19 protein-coding genes, 1 tRNA gene, 1 other RNA gene and 1 pseudogene are annotated in these 19,181 nt (G+C 68.2%); 13 read left to right on the plus strand and 9 right to left on the minus strand.

Annotation, left to right across the window (positions count from 1 at the left end; genetic code table 11):
• Positions 1-2: 2 nt before the first annotated feature.
• Positions 3-656 (minus strand): SIMPL domain-containing protein, encoded by a 654-nt coding sequence (locus tag ITJ43_RS00530; RefSeq protein WP_194581147.1) that lies wholly within the window; start codon positions 654-656, stop codon positions 3-5.
• Between the two features lie 99 nt (positions 657-755).
• Here ITJ43_RS00530 and ssrA point away from each other — a divergent pair.
• Positions 756-1,125: a transfer-messenger RNA gene (gene ssrA / locus ITJ43_RS00535) on the plus strand.
• 63 nt (positions 1,126-1,188) lie between these two features.
• On the opposite strand, the gene ITJ43_RS00540 is transcribed toward ssrA, so the two are convergent.
• From ITJ43_RS00540 to ITJ43_RS00550, 3 genes are all read right to left on the minus strand, one after another.
• Positions 1,189-2,433 carry a tyrosine-protein phosphatase gene (locus tag ITJ43_RS00540; protein ID WP_194581148.1) on the minus strand — a complete coding sequence of 415 codons (1,245 nt, stop codon included), beginning with the start codon at positions 2,431-2,433 and terminating at the stop codon, positions 1,189-1,191.
• Between the two features lie 228 nt (positions 2,434-2,661).
• Entirely contained in the window at positions 2,662-3,261 is a 600-nt protein-coding gene (locus ITJ43_RS00545) for a nitrate ABC transporter substrate-binding protein (protein WP_194581149.1), read from the minus strand.
• A gap of 17 nt (positions 3,262-3,278) precedes the next feature.
• Entirely contained in the window at positions 3,279-4,121 is an 843-nt protein-coding gene (locus tag ITJ43_RS00550; protein WP_194581150.1) for an inositol monophosphatase family protein, read from the minus strand.
• 114 nt (positions 4,122-4,235) lie between these two features.
• Between ITJ43_RS00550 and ITJ43_RS00555 the strand changes: the two genes are divergently transcribed.
• Positions 4,236-4,311 (plus strand) — tRNA-Lys (locus ITJ43_RS00555).
• An 87-nt stretch (positions 4,312-4,398) separates the two neighbouring features.
• Here ITJ43_RS00555 and ITJ43_RS00560 read toward each other — a convergent pair.
• Positions 4,399-5,625 (minus strand): MFS transporter, encoded by a 1,227-nt coding sequence (locus ITJ43_RS00560; protein ID WP_194581151.1) that lies wholly within the window; start codon positions 5,623-5,625, stop codon positions 4,399-4,401.
• Positions 5,622-6,053: a MarR family winged helix-turn-helix transcriptional regulator gene (locus ITJ43_RS00565; RefSeq protein ID WP_194581153.1), complete on the minus strand. Its 432-nt coding sequence runs from the start codon at positions 6,051-6,053 to the stop codon at positions 5,622-5,624. The genes ITJ43_RS00560 and ITJ43_RS00565 overlap by 4 nt, the downstream gene beginning before the upstream one ends.
• A 141-nt stretch (positions 6,054-6,194) precedes the next feature.
• Here ITJ43_RS00565 and ITJ43_RS00570 point away from each other — a divergent pair, with 141 nt between their 5' ends.
• Complete coding sequence (locus ITJ43_RS00570; protein WP_194581155.1) at positions 6,195-6,947, plus strand: 3-hydroxybutyrate dehydrogenase; 753 nt, start codon at positions 6,195-6,197, stop codon at positions 6,945-6,947.
• A gap of 98 nt (positions 6,948-7,045) precedes the next feature.
• Positions 7,046-7,906, plus strand: a complete 861-nt coding sequence (locus tag ITJ43_RS00575; protein WP_323741078.1) for an alpha/beta hydrolase — start codon at positions 7,046-7,048, stop codon at positions 7,904-7,906.
• A 13-nt stretch (positions 7,907-7,919) separates the two neighbouring features.
• Here ITJ43_RS00575 and ITJ43_RS00580 read toward each other — a convergent pair whose 3' ends face one another.
• Positions 7,920-8,708, minus strand: coding sequence for an IclR family transcriptional regulator (locus ITJ43_RS00580; protein WP_194581159.1), 789 nt, complete (start codon positions 8,706-8,708; stop codon positions 7,920-7,922).
• A 107-nt stretch (positions 8,709-8,815) separates the two neighbouring features.
• Between ITJ43_RS00580 and ITJ43_RS00585 the strand changes: the two genes are divergently transcribed.
• The 5 genes from ITJ43_RS00585 to ITJ43_RS00605 all read left to right on the plus strand — a co-directional run bounded on the left by ITJ43_RS00585 (position 8,816) and on the right by ITJ43_RS00605 (position 14,012).
• Positions 8,816-9,616 (plus strand): CoA transferase subunit A, encoded by an 801-nt coding sequence (locus ITJ43_RS00585; protein ID WP_194581161.1) that lies wholly within the window; start codon positions 8,816-8,818, stop codon positions 9,614-9,616.
• A 1-nt stretch (position 9,617) separates the two neighbouring features.
• On the plus strand, positions 9,618-10,271 hold the full coding sequence (locus ITJ43_RS00590; protein WP_194581163.1) for a 3-oxoacid CoA-transferase subunit B: 654 nt from the start codon (positions 9,618-9,620) through the stop codon (positions 10,269-10,271).
• Positions 10,268-11,452, plus strand: a complete 1,185-nt coding sequence (locus tag ITJ43_RS00595; protein ID WP_194581165.1) for an acetyl-CoA C-acetyltransferase — start codon at positions 10,268-10,270, stop codon at positions 11,450-11,452. Before ITJ43_RS00590 ends, ITJ43_RS00595 begins: the two co-directional genes overlap by 4 nt.
• Before the next feature lie 105 nt (positions 11,453-11,557).
• A complete protein-coding gene (locus ITJ43_RS00600) occupies positions 11,558-12,694 on the plus strand; it encodes an SGNH/GDSL hydrolase family protein (protein ID WP_194581167.1) in 1,137 nt (378 codons plus the stop codon).
• 58 nt (positions 12,695-12,752) lie between these two features.
• Positions 12,753-14,012 carry an MFS transporter gene (locus tag ITJ43_RS00605; RefSeq protein ID WP_194581169.1) on the plus strand — a complete coding sequence of 420 codons (1,260 nt, stop codon included), beginning with the start codon at positions 12,753-12,755 and terminating at the stop codon, positions 14,010-14,012.
• Here ITJ43_RS00605 and ITJ43_RS00610 read toward each other — a convergent pair.
• Positions 13,960-14,586 carry a TetR/AcrR family transcriptional regulator gene (locus ITJ43_RS00610; protein ID WP_194581171.1) on the minus strand — a complete coding sequence of 209 codons (627 nt, stop codon included), beginning with the start codon at positions 14,584-14,586 and terminating at the stop codon, positions 13,960-13,962. The two genes, ITJ43_RS00605 and ITJ43_RS00610, sit on opposite strands and share 53 nt — an antisense overlap.
• A gap of 81 nt (positions 14,587-14,667) precedes the next feature.
• On the opposite strand from ITJ43_RS00610, the gene ITJ43_RS00615 reads away from it, so the two are divergent.
• Together ITJ43_RS00615 and ITJ43_RS00620 are read left to right on the plus strand one after the other, a co-directional pair.
• Positions 14,668-16,179, plus strand: coding sequence for an MFS transporter (locus ITJ43_RS00615; RefSeq protein ID WP_194581173.1), 1,512 nt, complete (start codon positions 14,668-14,670; stop codon positions 16,177-16,179).
• Positions 16,180-16,253: 74 nt separating this feature from the next.
• On the plus strand, positions 16,254-16,694 hold the full coding sequence (locus tag ITJ43_RS00620) for a GNAT family N-acetyltransferase (protein ID WP_194581175.1): 441 nt from the start codon (positions 16,254-16,256) through the stop codon (positions 16,692-16,694).
• 21 nt (positions 16,695-16,715) lie between these two features.
• Here the strand turns inward: ITJ43_RS00620 and ITJ43_RS00625 are convergent, their stop codons facing one another.
• On the minus strand, positions 16,716-16,970 hold the full coding sequence (locus ITJ43_RS00625; protein WP_194581177.1) for a hypothetical protein: 255 nt from the start codon (positions 16,968-16,970) through the stop codon (positions 16,716-16,718).
• Between the two features lie 43 nt (positions 16,971-17,013).
• Here ITJ43_RS00625 and otsA point away from each other — a divergent pair, with 43 nt between their 5' ends.
• Both otsA and otsB read left to right on the plus strand, forming a co-directional pair.
• On the plus strand, positions 17,014-18,435 hold the full coding sequence (gene otsA / locus ITJ43_RS00630; RefSeq protein WP_194581178.1) for an alpha,alpha-trehalose-phosphate synthase (UDP-forming): 1,422 nt from the start codon (positions 17,014-17,016) through the stop codon (positions 18,433-18,435).
• Positions 18,432-19,166, plus strand: a pseudogene (gene otsB, locus ITJ43_RS14970) (trehalose-phosphatase); the annotation flags it as partial. The gene otsA and the pseudogene otsB, both read left to right, overlap by 4 nt.
• Between the last annotated feature and the right edge of the window lie 15 nt (positions 19,167-19,181).

Genomic DNA, 19,181 nt, shown 5'->3' on the forward strand with positions numbered 1-19,181 from the left:
CGTCACCGCGCGACGAATCGCGCTTCCACTCCCGCCGACACGACGATCTCATCGGGGCGGAACTGCACCGCAGAGCCGGCCGCGTCGAACGCGGCGGCTTTCGCCATCGATCGGGCCGGGGGAGCGGATGCCGACCCCAGCAGCCCCAGGTCGGCGATCTCGATCGGCCGCACATCGTGACGGCCGATCGCCGCGGCGTACGCGCTCGCGCGCGCGACGGCGACAGCCACGGCATCCGTCGCGACCGCGCGTTCGATCCGCGTCCGCGTTTCGGGTGTGAGCTGCCACTCAACAGGGCCGACCTGCAGGCCGTCCGTCGCGGCGATGGTGTTGAGCCACTCCGAGAGGACGAGGGGATCGGCGAAGGTTGCCGAGAAGTCCACCGACGCGTGATGCACCAGCTCGAGTTGCTTTCCCTCGCTGTTCCACGGCCGGTCCGCCCAGACCGACATGCGCGCGCTCGTCCAGTCGATGAGCGTCCCCGTCCCCGCCAGAGCGGTGAGGTCGGCCCGCAGCGGCTCGCTCAGTGCGGTGACGCGCTCGACGACGGCGCTGCGCGTCGGCCCGTCGGCGGATGCCGTCACGTGCGCGACGGCACGCTCGGGGAGCACGCTCGTCTGACTCTCGCCACGGACGGTGATCGTGACATCGCTCATGGGGTAAACTGTAATGCTCGGGTGCCGACGGCATCCGATGACAACTCCACAGTGTGACAGTGGCTCATTCGCCGCAAGGCACTTCACTGCAAGGCACAAGGGGCTGATCGGTTTCGACAGCGTCTGTGAATCTGCGAGAAGCGGGCCGAGGATGCAGAGTTATCTCGTTAACGATCTCTGCGAAACTACAAGTGCCGAATCCAAGCGCACTGACTTCGCCCTCGCTGCCTAAGCGAGCCCGATAGTCCGTCAGACCGTGTGTGACCCCGCCACGGATCCTGGCGTCATCTAGGGGTCTTGCTGTGTGACGGCGTCTGGACGTCACACGGGACTCTTTCCAGGCTGGGCTTGTCGACTTAGGTGTCTGTGACAAAGGTCGGAGCCGAGCAGAACGTCTTCACAGACTGCGCCCGGAGAAAACGCAGTATCCCAGCGTTGGACGGGGGTTCGATTCCCCCCAGCTCCACGACGTCACTGTCACAGGCGTAGGCCCCGGCATCCGATTCATGGATGCCGGGGCCTTCGTCGTCTGTCAGCTGGCCGTGCGCTTCGTGCGACGGCGCATCAGCAGGATGCCGCCGGCGATGAGCAGTGCGCCGCCGATACCGCCCACGACCACCACGCCCGTGTCGTCGCCACCGGTGGCGGGCAGCGTGGCCTTGGTGCTGGCGTCGGCCGCTGGCGTCGCCGTGGAGGCCCCGCTCGGCGCCGGCAGTGCCGCGTTCACCACGTAGCGGGCGACGGTGGTGCCGTCCTGCGCCGTGATCGTGATGGTCACTGTGCGCCCCGCTACCGTCGTGGAAGCTGTGGCATTCGGATTCGTCGTCGTGACCTTCACAGCGCTGGCGGCCAGCGTGGTCTGCGGGTCGGTGATCGTCGAGCCGGCCGTAGTGGCTGCGGCATCCAGGGGCACGGAAACTCCGTCGACGGTGATCGCCGCGGCGGTCGCGTCGTTGGAGACCAGGAGGTTGGTGCGCAGCGCCGTGACGTCCTGGTCGGTGAGGCCGATCGTCGTGCGCAGGTACGCGTCGATGCCGCCGTACTTCGAGGCGACGTCGGATTCGAATGTGCCCTGCAGCAGCTGGGGAGTCGCCCACCCGACCTTCAGCTGGGTGTTCGACAGCAGGTAGTCGTGCAGGATGTCGGACTCGCTGACGCCGAGAATGTTGTAGAGGAGGTCCATCACGGTGCCGGTGCGGTCCATGCCGTGCGAGCAGTGGATGAGCACGGTCCCCGTGGTGTCCTGAGCGATGAGGCGGAGAATCTGCGCGTACGCCGTGATCATGGGTCCACGATCGGTCGGACCGTTGTAGCCCTTGTCGACGAGGTCGTGGTACATCACGGTGTCGTCGGGATAGTTGCCGTCGGCGCCGAACATGGAGATGTTGACTGCCTTCGCGCCGGGGATCGGCACATCGGGCTTCGCGGCGATCTGGGTGGGCGTGCGAAGGTCGATGACGAGGTTCACGTGGTACGTGGTCGCCAGGGTGGCGGCGCCGTCGCTGGTGATCTTGTCGAGCGACTCGGTGCGCAGCAGACGCGGCGCGTTCACGAGCTGGCCGTTGAGGCCGGTGAACGATCCGAGCTCACGGCCGTTGACGAGGCCAGAGACGTCGGTGATGGCGTGGTCCTTCGCGGTCAGCGGGGGCTGGTTGGAGGAGTCGTCGGCGCTGGCGCTCGTGGCGCTCAGACCGACAGAGCAGACGACGGCGGCGGCGACGAGGGTAGTCGCGCCGAGTCGGCCAAGGATTCCGCGTCGGGTGCGGTGCGTGATCACTGTTTTCCTTACAGTCGAGGGACGGTCGTCCGGCCTCGCGCACGCCGTTCGGGTGCGGCGAGGGGGCGGACGATCGTCCAGACTGCGGTGTGCGGACGGCGAGAACTGCAACGTCTGATGAACCCGCGCTGACCAGGGTCGATGCGTATCGCCAGCGTCGACTATGTGGTCACTGGGAATCCGACCGCGACCGTGTGTCGCAGGTGGGCGGCGCTACGTCAGCTGCCGTCAGCGGGTCGCCGTGACGGGCATGAGCAGCAGGCTCTGCTTGGTGTCGGAGACGGCAACCCAGCCGTCGCCGAACTGATACGTCATGCCGTGGCCGGTGTCGTCGGTGTTGATCGCCTGCGCGGGGTCTTGGGTGATGTAGAAGCCGGATTCGGCAGGCTCGCGGCGCCAGCCTTCTTTCTCGAGCTGGGCGGCGGCCGTCGCGGCTTTGTCGGAGGTGATCGGGGCCCATCCGAAGTCGATGAGGTTGCCCGACGAGACGGAGTAGTTCGCCCAGGTGCAGATGATGCCGTTGTCCAGTGGTGCGCTGGGCGGCTGCGTCTCGAAAGTGAAGGGCTTCTGCTTGTACGTCCACCCCTTGGCCTTGAACTCCGCGAGGGTATCGGGCTCGATCATCTGCTCGCAGTTGCCCACGGCGCTGCTGGTCTCTGTGGGCAACGGGGTGGGCTCGCCTGCCGCGTCGGTCGGCGTGGGCGAGACGGCGTTGCCCGTGGTGGTGGGGGCAGGCGACGGCGTGGACGTCGCGCACGCGCTGAGCAGCAGCACCGAAGCGAGAGCGATCGCGGAAAGGGCGAGGGGCGCGAAGCGAGAACGTGTCATCGGTGCTGTCCGGTCGGTCAGAGGGTGGCGGCGTCGGGAGCGCCGAGGAGAGTGAGGAAGTCGGAGTGGAGGACGCCGTTGGTGGCGAGAGAGGAACGCGATGAAATCGAGTCGGCGCCGTCGATGTCGGTGAACCGGCCGCCGGCCTCGTGCACGATCGGCACGAGCGCGGCGATGTCGTACTCCTTGACGCCGAACTCGGCCACGAACTCGAGGCGGCCCTCGGCGAGCAGCATGTACGGCCAGGTGTCGCCGTAGCCGCGGTCGCGCCAGACGGCACGGCTGAGGCGCAGGAGGTCGTCCGTACGTCCGACGTCGTCCCATTGGGCGATCGACTGGAAGCTGACGCTGGCGTCTGCCATCGTCGCGACCGACGAGACGCCGAGGCGGCGCGCGCCGCCCTCGGGGGTGTTCGTCCATGCGCCCTGTCCGGATGCCGCCCACCAGCGCCGTCCGAGAGCGGGTTGACTGGCGACGCCGACCCGTGGAACGCCGTCGATCGCCAGCGCGATGAGGGTTGTCCACATCGGGATGCCCTTGAGGTAGTTGGCCGTGCCGTCGATCGGATCGATGATCCACTGGCGGTGGGCGTCACCCGACGTTCCGTACTCCTCGCCCAGGATGCCGTCGTTCGGGCGCTCGGTGGCCAGGATGCCTCTCAGCGCTCGCTCCGTAGCGAGGTCGGCCTCGGTGACATGCGACGCGTCGGCCTTGAGCTGCACGTCGAGATCGGCGGCGTCGAAGCGCGCCATCGCTACGGCATCCGCCGCCTCAGCGAGGCGCAGCGCAAGCTGAAGATCATCGGTGAGGTCACCGTCGAAGGGCGTGCTCCAGGCAGACGCGGTGGCGGGGGAGGTCACATTCCCAAGGATACGCTGAGGGGCGGCCTCGATTCGCGACGGGGCGTTCGGGATGGTAACGTTGTCCCTCGGTTCGACAGTGATCTTCTCGAGAGATTCGGCGGACAACGGAACGCACCTCTAGCTCAATCGGCAGAGCAACTGACTCTTAATCAGTGGGTTCTGGGTTCAAGTCCCAGGGGGTGCACCACCGAGCGAAGGCCCGGACTCTGAGTGGATCAGAGTCCGGGCCTTCTGCGTTCCTGGCCGTCGCTTCCCGAGCTCCCCCGGGGTCCGGCTACGCCGCGTCTCCGACGAGCACGGCGGCGGCTTCCTCCCCGGCATCCGCTTCATGTCCGTCGATGCGAGCCAGCGCACGACGTCCGATGAGAATCGTCGCGGCCGAGACGAGCACCGAGATCGCGGCGAAGACGAACGGCACCGAGGGTGTGAAGGCAGCTGCCAGCGCGGCGGCGATCGGGGGAGCAGCAGCCCCACCGAGGAAGCGCACGGCGGAGTAGGCCGACGATGCCACCGAACGCGGCAGGTCGGTCGCCTCCATCACCGACTCGGTGAGGATGGTGTTCATCAATCCCAACAGCAGGCCACCCACGATGATGCAGACCACGAGGCCCGCGGGGGTGCCGACGACCACCGCGGCCACCAGGAGGTCGATCGCCAGCAGCGGCAAGATCAGCAGCATCGCGGTGCTGCGCGACAGGCGCCGCAGCAGAATCGGAGCGATCCAGACGCTCGTGATCGCGAGCGCCACACCCCAGCCGAAGAACGTCAGGCCGATACCCATCGCCCCGAAGCCCAGGGGGAACGGCGAGTAGGCGAGCAGCACGAAGAATCCGATGTTGTAGAACAGGGCTGCGATCGCCAGCACCGCCAGCGCGGGCTGCGTCAGCGCCGTGAACGGTGCCGACAGCTTCACCGGTGTGCGCTTCTCGTCACCGCCGCGCAGCAGCGTGAGCACGGCGACGAACCCGACCGCCATCAGCACGACCACGCCGAAGAACGGTCCGCGCCAGCTGATCTCTCCCAGGATGCCGCCCAGCAGCGGTCCGATCGCGATGCCCAGGCCGAGGGCCGCCTCGTACAGGATGATCGCGGCTGAGCTGCCGCCCGACGCCGCACCGACGATCGTCGCCAGCGCGGTCGAGATGAACAGAGCGTTGCCGAGACCCCACCCCGCGCGGAAGCCGATCACGGCATCGACGCTGCCCGACAGAGCGCAGAGCAGGCCGAACACGACGATCAGGCCGAGTCCGATGAGCAGCGTCGCCTTCGTGCCGATGCGCGACGAGATCCAGCTCGTGATCAGCATCGCCAGCCCGGTGACGACCAGATAGCTGGTGAAGAGCAGCTCGGTCTCGACCGGGCTCGCCTTCAGCGACTTGGCGATGGCGGGAAGGATCGGATCGACCAAGCCGATGCCCATGAACGCGATCACACACGCGAAGGCGACAGCCCACACCTGGGGCGGCTGGCGCCAAATACTGACCGTGGCGGAGCCGCTCATCGAACCGCCTCCGTCACGCGTGTGCGGGCATTGACGATGTCGGCCGCGCGTCGCATCGTCGCCCACTCCTCATCGTCGAGATCGGCGAAGCGCGGCGCGAGCGCGTCGCTCAGCACCCGCAGCCACTCATCGAGCGCCCGCTGCCCGGCATCCGTCGACGACACCACGGTCGCCCGCGAATCGTCGGGATCGGGCGTGCGCTCTACGAGGCCCGCCTCCGCCATCTGCGCGACGAGACGTGTGAGGCCGGGCTGGGTGACCCGGCTCAGTGCCGCGAGGTCGCCGATGCGCTGCGGCCCGTTGTCGCGCAGCAGAACGAGCGTGCGCCACTGCGCCGCGGGTGCCTCGGCGTGTGTTTCGAGTGCCGCCATCCGGGTGAGGGCGTGCGCTCCGAGGAGCAATCGCAGAATGTCGTCGGAATGTTGCATATCAACAGTATATACCGAAGGTATGGAAACGCTTCGGGTCGCTGACGCAAGGATCACGGCAGCGTTGACACTTCGGTCTCTGGCGAACAGAATCGCCTCGCGCGGTCACCACGTGAGTGTGTGCGAACGAAGGAGTCGAGCATGACGGAGCAGAACCTCGCCGGACGTCGGGCGGTGGTCACCGGGGGAGCAAGCGGCATCGGCCTCGCGTGTGCTCAGGAGTTCGCCGCCCGCGGCGCGCACGTCGTCATCGCCGACCTGAACGCCGACGCCGCTCACGCGGCATCCGATGCGATCGGCGGCGAGGCGTGGACCGTCGACCTCTCCGACACGGCCGCGCTCGAAGGCCTCGCCCTCGACACCGACATCCTCGTGAACAACGCCGGCGTGCAGACGATCGCCCCGATACCGGAGTTCTCGCCCGACCGTTTCCGCTTCATGCAGCGCCTCATGGTCGAGTCGCCCTTCCTTCTCATCCGCGCCGTGCTGCCCGGCATGTATGACCGTGGCTGGGGACGCATCATCAACATCTCCAGTGCTCACGGCCTGCGCGCCAGCGCGTACAAGTCGGCCTACGTCACCGCCAAGCACGCCCTGGAAGGGCTCTCGAAGGTCACCGCGCTCGAGGGTGGGCCGCATGGCGTGACGAGCAACTGCATCAACCCGGCGTACGTGCGCACGCCTCTGGTCGAGCGCCAGATCGCCGATCAGGCGCGGGTGCATGGCATCGCCGAAGACGAGGTCGTCGAAACGATCATGCTCACGGAATCGGTGATCAAGCGGCTCATCGAGCCTTCGGAGGTCGCCTCGCTCGCCGGATGGCTGGCCAGCGACCACGCGGGAATGGTGACCGGCGCGAGCTACACGATGGACGGCGGATGGACCGCGCGATGAGCCACCATCCCTCCGCCGAGACACGACCGGGCGCCCGAAACGCGGGTACGTCCGAGGCGCCCGGTCGTGTCTCGGCGAGGGATGCGCGAGCAGCGGCGGTGCCTGTCGCGGGCGGCGAGTTGCAGGTGGGCGTGTGGGATGCCGCGTCGGGCGCGCCCACGATCGTCGCCGTGCACGGGGTCACGTCGTCACACCTGGCGTGGCAGTGGCTGGCCGACGCATTGCCGGGCGTGCGGATCGTCGCGCCCGACCTCCGCGGCCGCGGTCGCAGCAACACGCTGACCGGCCCCGCGGGTCTGGCAGCCCACGCCGATGACCTCGCCGCCGCCTGTGCGCATCTCCACGTCGCGCCCGACCTCGTCGTCGCGCACTCGATGGGCGCGTTCGTGGCCGTCGTGTTCGCGCACCGGCATCCGTCGCTGGCGCGCCGTCTCGTGCTCGTCGACGGCGGCCTTCCCTTGCCGCCGCACCCGGAGCTGTCGCCGGACGAGCTCGTCGCCGCGATTCTCGGGCCCACAGCGGCCCGCCTGTCGATGAGCTTCGACACGGTCGATGACTACCTCGCCTTCTGGCGCGGGCACCCCGCATTCGCGGCGGACTGGTCGCCGAGGCTCGAGCGGTACCTCGCCTACGACCTCGACGAGCACGGCGACGGTGTGTACCGGCCCGCTACCAGCTACGCGGTGACGGTCGAAGACACTGTCGATATGAACACGCGCTCCACGCTGCGCGACGCCCTCGACGTGCTCAGCGTGCCGACGACGCTCGTGACGGTGCCGCGCGGTCTGCAGGACGAGACCCCCGGGCTCTATCCGCCCGCCCATCTCGCCGCACAGTTGCAGGCGTGCCCGTCGGTCGCGCACATCGCGTGGCCCGAGTTCAACCACTACACGGTCGTGCTGTCCGCAGCCGGTGCCGACCGGCTCGCCGCGCTGGTCGAGGAGCAGCTCGGGGTGTAGCTCGCGGCTGCGGTCAACGGGCGCCCGCGGCCACGCGCGTCGACAGTTGATGTGCGTGCGCGAGCAGGGTACGGCCGAGTTCGGGGACGCGCTCCGGGGAGAAGCGGAACTCGACACCGGTCAGGCTCAACGCCCACTGCGGATGTCCCGACCGGGTGAACACCGCCGCGCCCAGCCCGTAGCTGCCCTCGACGATCAGTCCGGGGTTCAGCGCGTACCCGCGTGCATGCGTGTCGCGCAGCCGTGCGCGCAGCCGCGGTTCGGCGTGGGCTGCTCCATGCTTCTCAGCCAGTTCGGGATGCCGCTCGAAATACGCGTCCACATCGTGGGAAGGGAGGAACGCGAGAATCGCGAGCCCGGCCGATGCAACACCCAGCGGAAAGCGGACGCCTTCCGACAGCACGAACGACCGGATCGGAAACGCGCCGTCCTCGCGAATGAGACACACCGTCTCGTCGCCGCGACGCACCGACAGGAACGCGCTCTCTTCGGTGCGCACCGCCAACGACCGCACGATGTCGCGCGCGATGGCCGTGATGTCGTAACGGGATGCCGCGACCGTGCCCATGAGATAGAGCTCCGGTCCGGGGATCCAGGCGCCGGTGTTCTCATCCTGGTCGACGAGGCCCTCGCGACGGAGCGCACTGAGCAGACGGTGGGTCGTGGGTCGCGTGAGATCGGCGCGGCGCGCGAGATCGGCGACGGAGAAGCCATCCTCGCCCGCGGTCGTCACCAGCCGCAACAGCGCCGCCGCCCGCGCCACCGACTGGGCTCCGGGTACGGTTCGCCGCGATGGGTCCATGATGTGGACGGTACGCCACGCGACATCCACATGGCAAACAGTGACGTGCGCGCCCGCCACCAGCGACGCAGGATGGAAGCGCACGCGCGATGACAAGGGAGTGATTCGTGATCGACAAGACCTACCGCTCGGCCGCCGATGCCGTCGCCGACATCCCCGACGGTGCGACGCTGGCCGTCGGAGGTTTCGGCCTTTCCGGCAACCCCATCTCCCTGATCGAGGCGCTGCTTGCGCAGGGCACCGGCGACCTTTCTGTCGTGTCGAACAACTGCGGCGTCGACGACTGGGGTCTCGGGGTGCTGCTGAACGCGAAGCGCATCCGCAAGATGACATCCTCGTACGTCGGCGAGAACAAGGAGTTCGAGAGGCAGTTCCTCTCCGGTGAACTCGAACTCGAGCTCACTCCCCAGGGCACTCTTGCGGAGAAGCTGCGCGCCGGTGGGGCGGGTATCGCGGCCTTCTACACGCAGACCGGCGTCGGCACCCAGGTGGCCGAGGGTGGGCTGCCCCGGAGGTACGACGGGGCGGGAGGCGTTGCCGTCGCTTCGCCGCGCAAGGACGTGCGGGCGTTCGCGGTCTCCGGCGAGGAGCGCGAGTATGTGCTCGAAGAGGCGATCGTCACCGACTTCGCCCTCGTTCACGCCGCCAGAGGCGATACCCACGGCAACCTCGTCTTCCACAAGGCGGCCCGCAACTTCAACCCGCTCGCCGCGATGGCGGGACGCATCTGTATCGCGCAGGTCGAAGAACTCGTCGCCCCCGGTGAACTCGACGCCGACAGCATCCACCTGCCCGGCATCTACGTGCACCGCATCGTCGAGGTCGGCCTCGACATCGAAAAGCGCATCGAACGCCGCACCGTCACTGCGGGCGACGATGACGCGCGCCGAACCCCGGACGGAGCCTGACATGGCGCTCACCCGCACCGAGATGGCTGCCCGCGCGGCCGCCGAACTTGCGGACGGCTCTTACGTCAACCTCGGCATCGGTCTGCCGACGCTGGTGCCGAACGTCGTCCCAGCGGGCGTGACCGTGGTGCTGCAGTCCGAGAACGGCATCCTCGGAGTCGGGCCCTATCCGACCGAGGCGAACGTCGATCCAGATCTCATCAACGCCGGGAAGGAGACGGTGACGGTGCTGCCGGGCGCCGCATTCTTCGACTCCGCGCTGAGTTTCGGAATGATCCGCGGTGGAAAGATCGATGCCGCCATTCTCGGCGCCATGCAGGTGTCGGCGACCGGCGACCTCGCCAACTGGATGATCCCTGGGAAGATGGTCAAGGGCCCGGGCGGCGCGATGGATCTCGTGCACGGCGCGGCGCGGGTCATCGTGCTGATGGAGCACGTTGCCCGCGACGGTTCGGCCAAGATCGTCGACACGTGTTCGCTGCCGCTCACCGGGCGCGGCGTGGTCGACCGCATCATCACCGATCTGGCGGTCATCGACGTGACCGCCGATGGGCTCGTGCTCATCGAGACCGCACCGGGGGTCAGCGTCGACGAGGTCGTCGCCGCGACGGAACCGAACCTCATCATCGCCGACACACTGAAGGAGATCGCATGACCGCCGATGACGTCGTGATCGTGGCCGCTGCCCGCACCCCGCAGGGCCGGCTGAAGGGACAGCTCGCCTCGTTCACGGCTCCGCAGCTGGGCGGTTTCGCCATCGCCGGGGCTCTCGCGAAAGGCCGGATCCCTGCGGATGCCGTCGACGCCGTGATCATGGGGCAGGTGCTGCCGGCCGGATCGGGCCAGAACCCCGCTCGGCAGGCGGCTCTCGCCGGGGGTCTCGGGTGGGACGTCCCGGCATCCGCGGTGAACAAGGTATGCCTCTCCGGACTCACGGCCATCATCGACGCGAAGCGCATGATCGCCTCGGGAGACGCGACCGTCGTCGTCGCGGGTGGCATGGAATCGATGACCCGCGCGCCGCACCTGCTGATGGGATCGCGTGACGGCTGGACCTACGGCTCGGTCGAGGTGCTCGATCACATGGCCTACGACGGACTCACCGATGCGTATGACCGAGAGAGCATGGGCGCGTCGACCGAACGGCTCAATCCTCGTTTCGAGGTCACGCGCGAGCAGCAGGACCACGTCGCAGCGCTTTCCCATCGGCGTGCCGCCGCCGCGCGCGACGGTGGCATCTTCGAGGCAGAGATCGTGCCGGTCGAGGTGGTGCCGCGCCGTGGCCCCGCCGCGATCGTCTCGAGCGACGAGGGCATCCGCGCCGACACCACCGAGGAAACGCTCGCGGGTCTGCGTCCCGCCTTCGCCGCCGACGGATCGATCACCGCGGGCAACGCGTCACAGATCTCCGACGGGGCCGCGGCGGTCGTGCTGACCACCCGCGCGCACGCCGACGTCAACGGATGGCCCGTGCTGGCTGTCGTCGGCGCCGCAGGCCAGGTCGCCGGTCCGGACAACTCGCTGCACGCCCAGCCGGCGCGCGCCATCGAACAGGCGCTGCAACGGCAGCATCTCTCGGCATCCGATCTCGACCTCGTCGAGATCAATGAGGCGTTCGGCGCCGTGGTCGCTCACTCTCAGCGCGAATTGGGCGTCGGGGAGGACATCGTCAACGTGCACGGCGGCGGGATCGCGCTCGGGCATCCGATCGGTGCCTCCGGCGCGCGTCTGGTCGTGCACGCGGTGCACGAGCTCGTGCGCCGCGGCGCCGGCACGGCGGCCGTCGGGCTGTGCGGCGGCGGGGGCCAGGGCGAAGCGCTCATCCTGACCCGCTGACGGCGTGCGACTATTCGATAGACGAATGTCTGGCGAACTGATGACTTCGATAAGAGAGCCGTGAGATCGCTTCAGCCGGGCCGTGCCACTGGTTAGCGTCGCCACGTGACATCACTACACAGAACGTCTCACCGCCGACGCCGCCGCGCGGCGACCCTCCTCGCCGTGATCGTCGCGGCCGGCACGGTCGGAGCGGTGGCGCCGGCGTCAGCGACCACGACCACGACCACGACCGACGTCGTATCCGCGTCCACGACCGTCTCGAGCCTGCACGGGCTGCACTATGTCGCGCTGGGTGATTCCTACGCGAGTGGTTACGGCCTGAAACCCTTCGGCAACAAGCCCGCGTTGGGGTGCTACCAGGCCGAGCACGACTACCCGCACCAGGTCGCTGCGACGCTGGGGCTCACCCTTGACGACCGCACTTGCGCCGGCGCCTCGACGGCCAATGTCACCGACACGCCTCAGTCCACCGACACCGGCGCGGGCACCGCGCCCGTGCAGGCCGATGCGCTGAGGCCCGACACCGATATCGTGACGATATCCATCGGCGGCAACGATCTCGGCTTCACGGACGTGATCCAGAACTGCATCGCTTCCGCGGACGATGGCCCGCTGTTCTTCGACATCAACGGCGCCAGCTACACCCACTGCCGTGACTACTACGCTCCCGTCGTAAATGGCGTAGAGCAGGACAAACTGGGCGCGATCATTCGTGACACCCTGGCGCCCCGCCTCAGTCACATGTTCGACGTGATCTCTCAGCGCGCGCCGAAGGCCAAGGTGTTCGTCGTCGGGTATCCGACGATCGCGCCCGACACCTCCCACGCACCGCACGGCTGCTTCTCCAGCATCTTCGGTGATTCGGGTTTCGAGCCGCCCTTTCCGACCAACACGTTCCCTTTCACCAGCGCCGACACGGCATACATCCACCGCGAGGAGGTCACGCTGGACGACACGCTCGCTTCCGCCACTCGCGCTCACGGCTTCACCTACGTGCCTACCCTGGATGCGTCGGCCGCACACAGCGCCTGCGCGCCCGCGGCCGATGCGTGGATCGCAGGGCTGACCCTCACCGACCACGCGACCCTCGCCAACAGCAAGCCGATCGACGGAACGAACTACGGCGTGCTGCTGGGAGCGATGCACCCGAACGCCGCCGGCGTCGCCTTTCTCCGCGACCAGGCGGCCACCGCGATCGCCCGCGCGTTCTGTCACCACCACGGGGGAGCCGATAGCTGAACCCTCGGGTGCCTTCCCGTCTACTCGATAGGCTCGACCGGACGGGGAGGCTGGCCGAGTGAACGCAGCTCGTGAGACACCGCCGCCCGCGGTCTTCGTGCGGTATTGGGCTGCGGCGGCGATCAGCTCGTTCGGAACCGCGGTGACGACGGTCGCCATGCCCGTGTTGGTCGTTCAACTTCTCGGCGCGAGTGCTTTCGAGGTCGGCATGGTGAACGCGGCGCAGTTCATCCCCTATGCGCTGCTGGGAGTGATCGCCGGTGTGTACACCGACCGCTGGCGGCGCCGCCCGATCCTGGTGTGGGCCAGCGTCGGGCGCGCGTTGTCACTCGGCGCGATCCCGGTGCTGTGGCTCTGCGGCATCCTCGAGGTCTGGATGCTGGTGGCCGCACTGCTGCTGTTCGGATCGTTCTCGGTCTTCGGCTTCGCCGCCGCGCAGTCGCTGCTTCCGCGCCTCGTGGCGAGGGGCGACCTCTTGCGTGCCAACGTGCGTCTCGATCAAACGGATGCCGCGGCACAGACCATGGGCCCGTCGATCGGCGGCGGCCTCGTCGGGCTCCTCGGCGCACCGATCGCACTCATCGTCGACGCGGTGAGCTACCTCGTCGATGCCGCACTCAACGCGACCCTGCGCGTCGATGAGGAGCGTCAGGGCGAGCGACCCCGCGGAGTGGGCGCCGAGATCCGCGAGGGCTTGGCATGGACCTACCGGCACCCCACGCTGGGTCCGCTGACCCTCTCGACACACGTCTGGTTCATCGCGAACGGCGCGGCGATGACGGTGTTGTCTCTTCTCGCGCTGAGGGAGCTGGGATTCTCCCCATTCACCTTCGGGCTTCTGCTGACGGTCTTCGGCGTGGCGAGCTTGATCGGCGCCTCCTGTGCGGCCGTGATCACGACGCGAGTGGGCGCGGGGCGCGCCATCATCGGCGCCCGTGCGATGTACCCGGTGGCGTGGCTCCTCGTTGCGGTCGCCCCGGCGGCGCCCGGCGGCACCGTCGCTCTGTTCGTGGCGCTCATGCTGCAGGGGCTCGCGATGGGGACGGAGAACTCGCCCGAGCAGATGCTGTGGCAGACGCTCACCCCCGACCGATTGCTGGGGAGGACGAACGCGACGCGCCGCGCCGGCAACCGCACACTCGCGGCGTGCGGGGCGCTTGTCGCCGGCGGCGCCGCTGGACTGGTGGGGGAGCGCCCCGCGCTGGTCGGCATCGCGGTCATCTTCGCCGTTGCCGCGGCGATAGCGGCATTCTCGCCGCTGCGGGTCAGTGAGAACCGATCCCCAGGGCCGGAAGAAGAACGTCGTCCACCAGGGTGATGACGTAGTCGCGGTCGACGGTGTGACCGAGCATGAGCGACTTGTAGGCCGTCATCGAAGGGATGACCTGCGCGAGCAGGTGGACGTCGACATCGGTAGATACCTCGCCCCGCTCGATCGCCCGCTGGATGAGAGTGCGGATGGCAGCGGCACGCGGCTCGACGATCACGGCGCGCGCCGCATCAGCGAACTCGGGAGAGGCCGACATCAGGGAGACCATGCCGGCCATGATGCGGAGCTTCCGCTCGCCGTCCTTCACGGCCGGCGTCTTGATGTTCGCGACCAGATCGCCACGAAGGGATCCGGTGTCGGGCAGGTCTGTCGGGTGGCTGCTCTTCATGCAGGCGACCGCGTCGATGACCAACTCGGCCTTCGACGGCCAGCGTCGATACACGGTCGCTTTGCCCGCCCGCGCGCGGGTGGCGACCATGTCGACCGTCATCCCCTCGTAGCCCTTCTCCGCGAGCACATCGAGCGTCGCCGAGAGGATCTCCGGATCGCGGGAATGGTCGCGCTTGCGGCCGAGCTTGGGGGTGGAGTCGACGTCCTCCGCGCTGAGGGTTGTGTCTGCCATGGGAACAGTATAGTTCAGGAACTCGCACGTTCAGGAACCAGTTGGTTTCGGAACTGGCTGGTGTCGTATATAGTCTCCCGCATGACCTCACCTTCACCCGCTGCCGCCGCCTCGGCGCACTCGTCACGGCGATGGCTGACGCTCGCCGTCGTCGGCCTGGCTCAACTCATGGTCGTGCTCGACGCGACCGTCGTGAACATCGCCCTCCCGGCCGCGCAGGCCGACCTGCAGTTCTCCAACGGAGACCGCCAGTGGATCATCACGGCGTACTCCCTGGCGTTCGGTTCGTTGTTGCTGCTGGGCGGACGCCTGTCGGACCTCATCGGACGCAAGCGCGCCTTCATCATCGGGCTCATCGGCTTCGCGCTCGCCTCCGCCTTGGGCGGAATGGCGGGCTCCTTCGGCATGCTCGTGTTCGCCCGTGCCCTGCAAGGCGCGTTCGGCGCCCTCCTCGCCCCGACCGCGCTGGCCGTGCTGACGACGACCTTCACCGACCCGAAGGAGCGCGGCCGCGCGTTCGGTGTCTTCGGTGCGATCGCGGGTGCCGGCGGAGCCATCGGCCTCTTGCTCGGCGGCATCCTCACCGAAGACCTGAGCTGGCGCTGGAACCTCTACATCAACGACGTCATCGCGGTCGTCGCGATCGTCGGTGCGATCTTCTTCGTCCACACCGTCGCTCGCACCGGCCCCCGGCCCAAGCTCGACGTTCCTGGAACGCTGCTGGTCTCGGGCGCGCTCTTCGCGCTCGTCTACGGCTTCTCGCACGCAGAGACCGACGGCTGGGGTGCGCCTCTCACCTGGGGGATGCTCGCGGCATCGGGCGTGCTGCTCGTTGCGTTCGTCCTCTGGCAGCGTCGCGCCTCGCATCCGCTGCTGCCGTTGCGAATCGTCCTCGACCGCAACCGGGCGGCGGCCTACAGCTCGATCCTGATCGCGGGCGCGGGCATGTTCGGCATCTTCCTCTTCGTCACCTATTACCTGGAGACGACGCTGGGCTACTCGCCCATCCAGACGGGGCTGTCCTTCCTGCCGATGATCATCATGCTCGTGCTGAGCGCGCAGCTGTCGACCAACATCTTCCTGCCGCGGTTCGGGCCCAAGGTGATGGTGCCGATCGGCATGCTGCTGGCGATGTCGGGCATGGTGCTGCTGACGCAGCTCGACGCCGCGAGCCGATACGCGGTCAGCGTGCTGCCTCCGCTCATGCTGCTCGGTCTGGGGATGGGTTCGATCATGCCGCCCTCCATCCAGACCGCGACGCTCGGGGTCGATCGAGAGTTCGCCGGCGTCGCGTCCGCGATGGTCAACACCTCTCAGCAGGTCGGGGGCTCGATCGGCACGGCACTTCTGAACACCCTGGCAGCCACCGCCGCGACGGACTTCGTGACGGCGCACGCGCCGGCCACGCCACAGGTGCTCGCGGACGCCGCCATCCACAGCTATGCCACGGCCTACGCCTGGGGTGCGGGAGCGTTCGCGCTCGGCGCTGTCGTCGCTGCGGTGACGTTCCGTCGAAAGGGACGGCCGTCGACGAACCGGACGGGGGTCGATGGCGCGGTCGAAGCCGCGGGGGAGCCGGTACTCGCTCACTGATCCTCGGCCAGAGGCCGTCGTTCGTCCTTTGGATGGCGGACGACGGCCTCGCCGCGTGCGGCTAGTGTCGGCCTATGGTGACCATCACAGCCCTCACCGCCGCCGACCGAGATGACTGGACGCCCCTCTGGCAGGGCTATCTGACCTTCTACGAGAGCGCGGTGTCAGACGAGGTCACCGACGACGTCTATCGACGCCTGGTCGACGCCGACGTGTTGCACGGCGCCCTGGCGCGCGACGACGAGGGCCGCGCCGTCGGCATCGTGCATTGGCTCTATCACCCCGCGACATGGGCGATCGGTCCCTCCTGCTACCTGGAGGACCTCTTCGTCTCGCCCGACGTGCGCGGCGGCGGGGTCGGAGGGGCGTTGATCGCGCATGTCCGCGCGCACGCGGTCGAGGCGGGCGCGACGAAGGTGTACTGGCTCACCCAGCGGGACAACACCACGGCCCGGGCGCTCTACGACCGCGTCGCCACAGAGTCGGGCTTCGTGCACTACCAGATCGGACTCTGACCGACCGCTGCCGAACTCGTCTCAGCGCTTGAGGCGCTTGGCGAGCAGCTTCTCTTCATCGCCGCGGAGGGGCGAGTCGGTGGCGATGAGTCGTCCGCGCGAAGCGCGGTAGGTGTCGACGATGGTGCCGATCGACAAGGCCAGCGTGATGCCCCAGCTCAACCACGCCAGTGCTTGGCGCCACGTGAAGGGCACGTCGCCGCGGAGCCCTCGCAACAATGCGACACCGCTGGTCACGGCGGAGATGATCCCGGTCCCGAACAGGTACTTGCGCATGCGACCACGTTAGCCTGGAAGAAGACCTGCCGAGAGGAGCCGCGTGAGCGACCCGAAAACCGAGGCCGATGTCATCGTCGTGTCGAACCGTCTGCCCGTCGATCACGACGAGAACGCGGAAGGGGGCTGGCGGCGCTCGCCCGGAGGCCTCGTGTCGGCACTCGAACCGGTGCTGCAGAAGACCGGCGGCGCCTGGGTGGGCTGGCCGGGAACGGCGGGCCTCGAGCTCGACCCCTTCGAGTTCGATGGCATGGCGCTCGTTCCCGTCACGCTGAGCGCCGACGACGTCGAGCTGTACTACGAGGGCTTCTCGAACGACACGATCTGGCCGCTGTACCACGACGTCATCTCGCCACCCGCCTACCACCGGGAATGGTGGGAGGCCTACGTCCGCGTCAACGAGCGGTTCGCGCGGGCCGCGGCATCCGTTGCGGCGCCCGGCGCCCTCGTCTGGGTGCAGGACTATCAGCTGCAGCTCGTTCCGCGGATGCTGCGCGAGTTGCGTCCTGACGTGGTCATCGGGTACTTCCACCACATTCCCTTCCCGGCATACGGCTTGTACGCTCAGCTGCCGTGGCGCAAGCAAGTGCTGGCCGGACTTCTCGGAGCGGATGTGATCGGCTTCCAGCGGGTTCAGGATGCCGGCAACTTCACCAACGCGGTGCGACGTCAGTTGGGGCTCGAGACGAAGGCCGGCGCGATCCGGGTCACCGCAGAGGATGGCTCGGTGCGGACGGCGGTAGCGAGGGCCTACCCGATCTCTATCGACACCGAGGCCTACGACGAACTCGCCCGTCGCCCAGAGGTGCAGGCGCGGGCGAAGGAGATCAGAGAGAGCTTGGGCGATCCGCAGACCGTGCTGTTCGGTGTGGACCGCCTCGACTACACCAAAGGGATCGGTCACCGTCTGAAGGCCTACGGCGAGCTCTTGGAAGAGAACCGCCTCGAGGTCGAGGACGTGACTCTCGTGCAGGTCGCCAGCCCCAGCCGCGAGCGCGTGGCCGCGTACATGCAACTGCGCGACGAGATCGAGTTGACGGTGGGTCGTATCAACGGCGACTACGACACCGTGGGACACACCGCCATCCGCTACCTCCATCATTCGTATCCGCGGGAGGAGATGGTGGCTCTCTATTTGGCGGCGGACGTCATGCTCGTCACGGCGTTACGCGACGGCATGAACCTCGTCGCCAAAGAGTATGTCGCGAGCCGCGTCGATAGCCGTGGCGTGCTCGTGCTCAGCGAGTTCACCGGCGCGGCCGACGAGCTCTCGCAGGCCGTCAAGGTCAACCCGCACGACATCGATGGCCTGAAGGACGCGATCATGACCGCGATCGACATGCAGCCCGCTGAGCAGGCGCGCCGCATGCGTGCGCTCCGTCGTCGGGTTCGCGAGCGCGACGTGGCCGACTGGTCGCGCCGCTTCCTCGCTGACCTCCATGCCGTTCGCGGTGACGACGCATGAGCGCGCCCGACCCGATCACCGCGCTGGCGCGCACCGACCGGCTGCTGATCGCCCTCGATTTCGACGGCACGCTCGCGCCCCTCGTCGACGAACCGATGCAGGCGCGCATGAGCCCCGCCGCGCGCGCCGCCGTCGACGCGTTGGCCACGGCGCCCGCCACCACCGTGGCGCTCGTGTCGGGACGCACGCTGCGCGACCTGCGGGTGATCGCCGAGCACGATGACGCATCACCGATCCTCCTCGCCGCTTCGCACGGGGCCGAGCAGTGGCCGCCGCGCGATGGCCAGGAAGCGGACGTGGATGCCGACGACGTCGCTCTTCGCGACCGCTTGCGTTCTCAGGCGGAGGACATCGCCGGAGCCATCGAGGGTGCGTGGATCGAACCGAAGGAGTTCGGGTTTGCGCTCCACACGCGCCTCGTCCACGACGACGCGCGCAAGAGCCAGGTGCACGACGATGTCGCGACGATGATGACTGTCGCGGCGCCGCACTGGCGCCGCCGCGACGGCCACGACATCCTCGAATACGCGTTCCGCTCCGAAGGCAAGGACGGCGCGATCGAGCGTCTACGCGTCCAGACCGGAGCGACCGCCGTGCTGTTCGCCGGGGACGACGTCACCGACGAGGATGCGCTGCGGAGCCTCGGTCCTGATGACCTTGGTGTGAAAGTGGGCCCGGGAAAGACGGCCGCAACGGTGCGCGTTGACGGAATCGCCGAGCTCGCGGAGCTCCTGGTGCGGGTGGCG

Origin of the sequence: Microbacterium sp. VKM Ac-2870 (genome assembly GCF_015350795.1) — a bacterium.
Classification (GTDB): Bacteria; Actinomycetota; Actinomycetes; order Actinomycetales; family Microbacteriaceae; genus Microbacterium.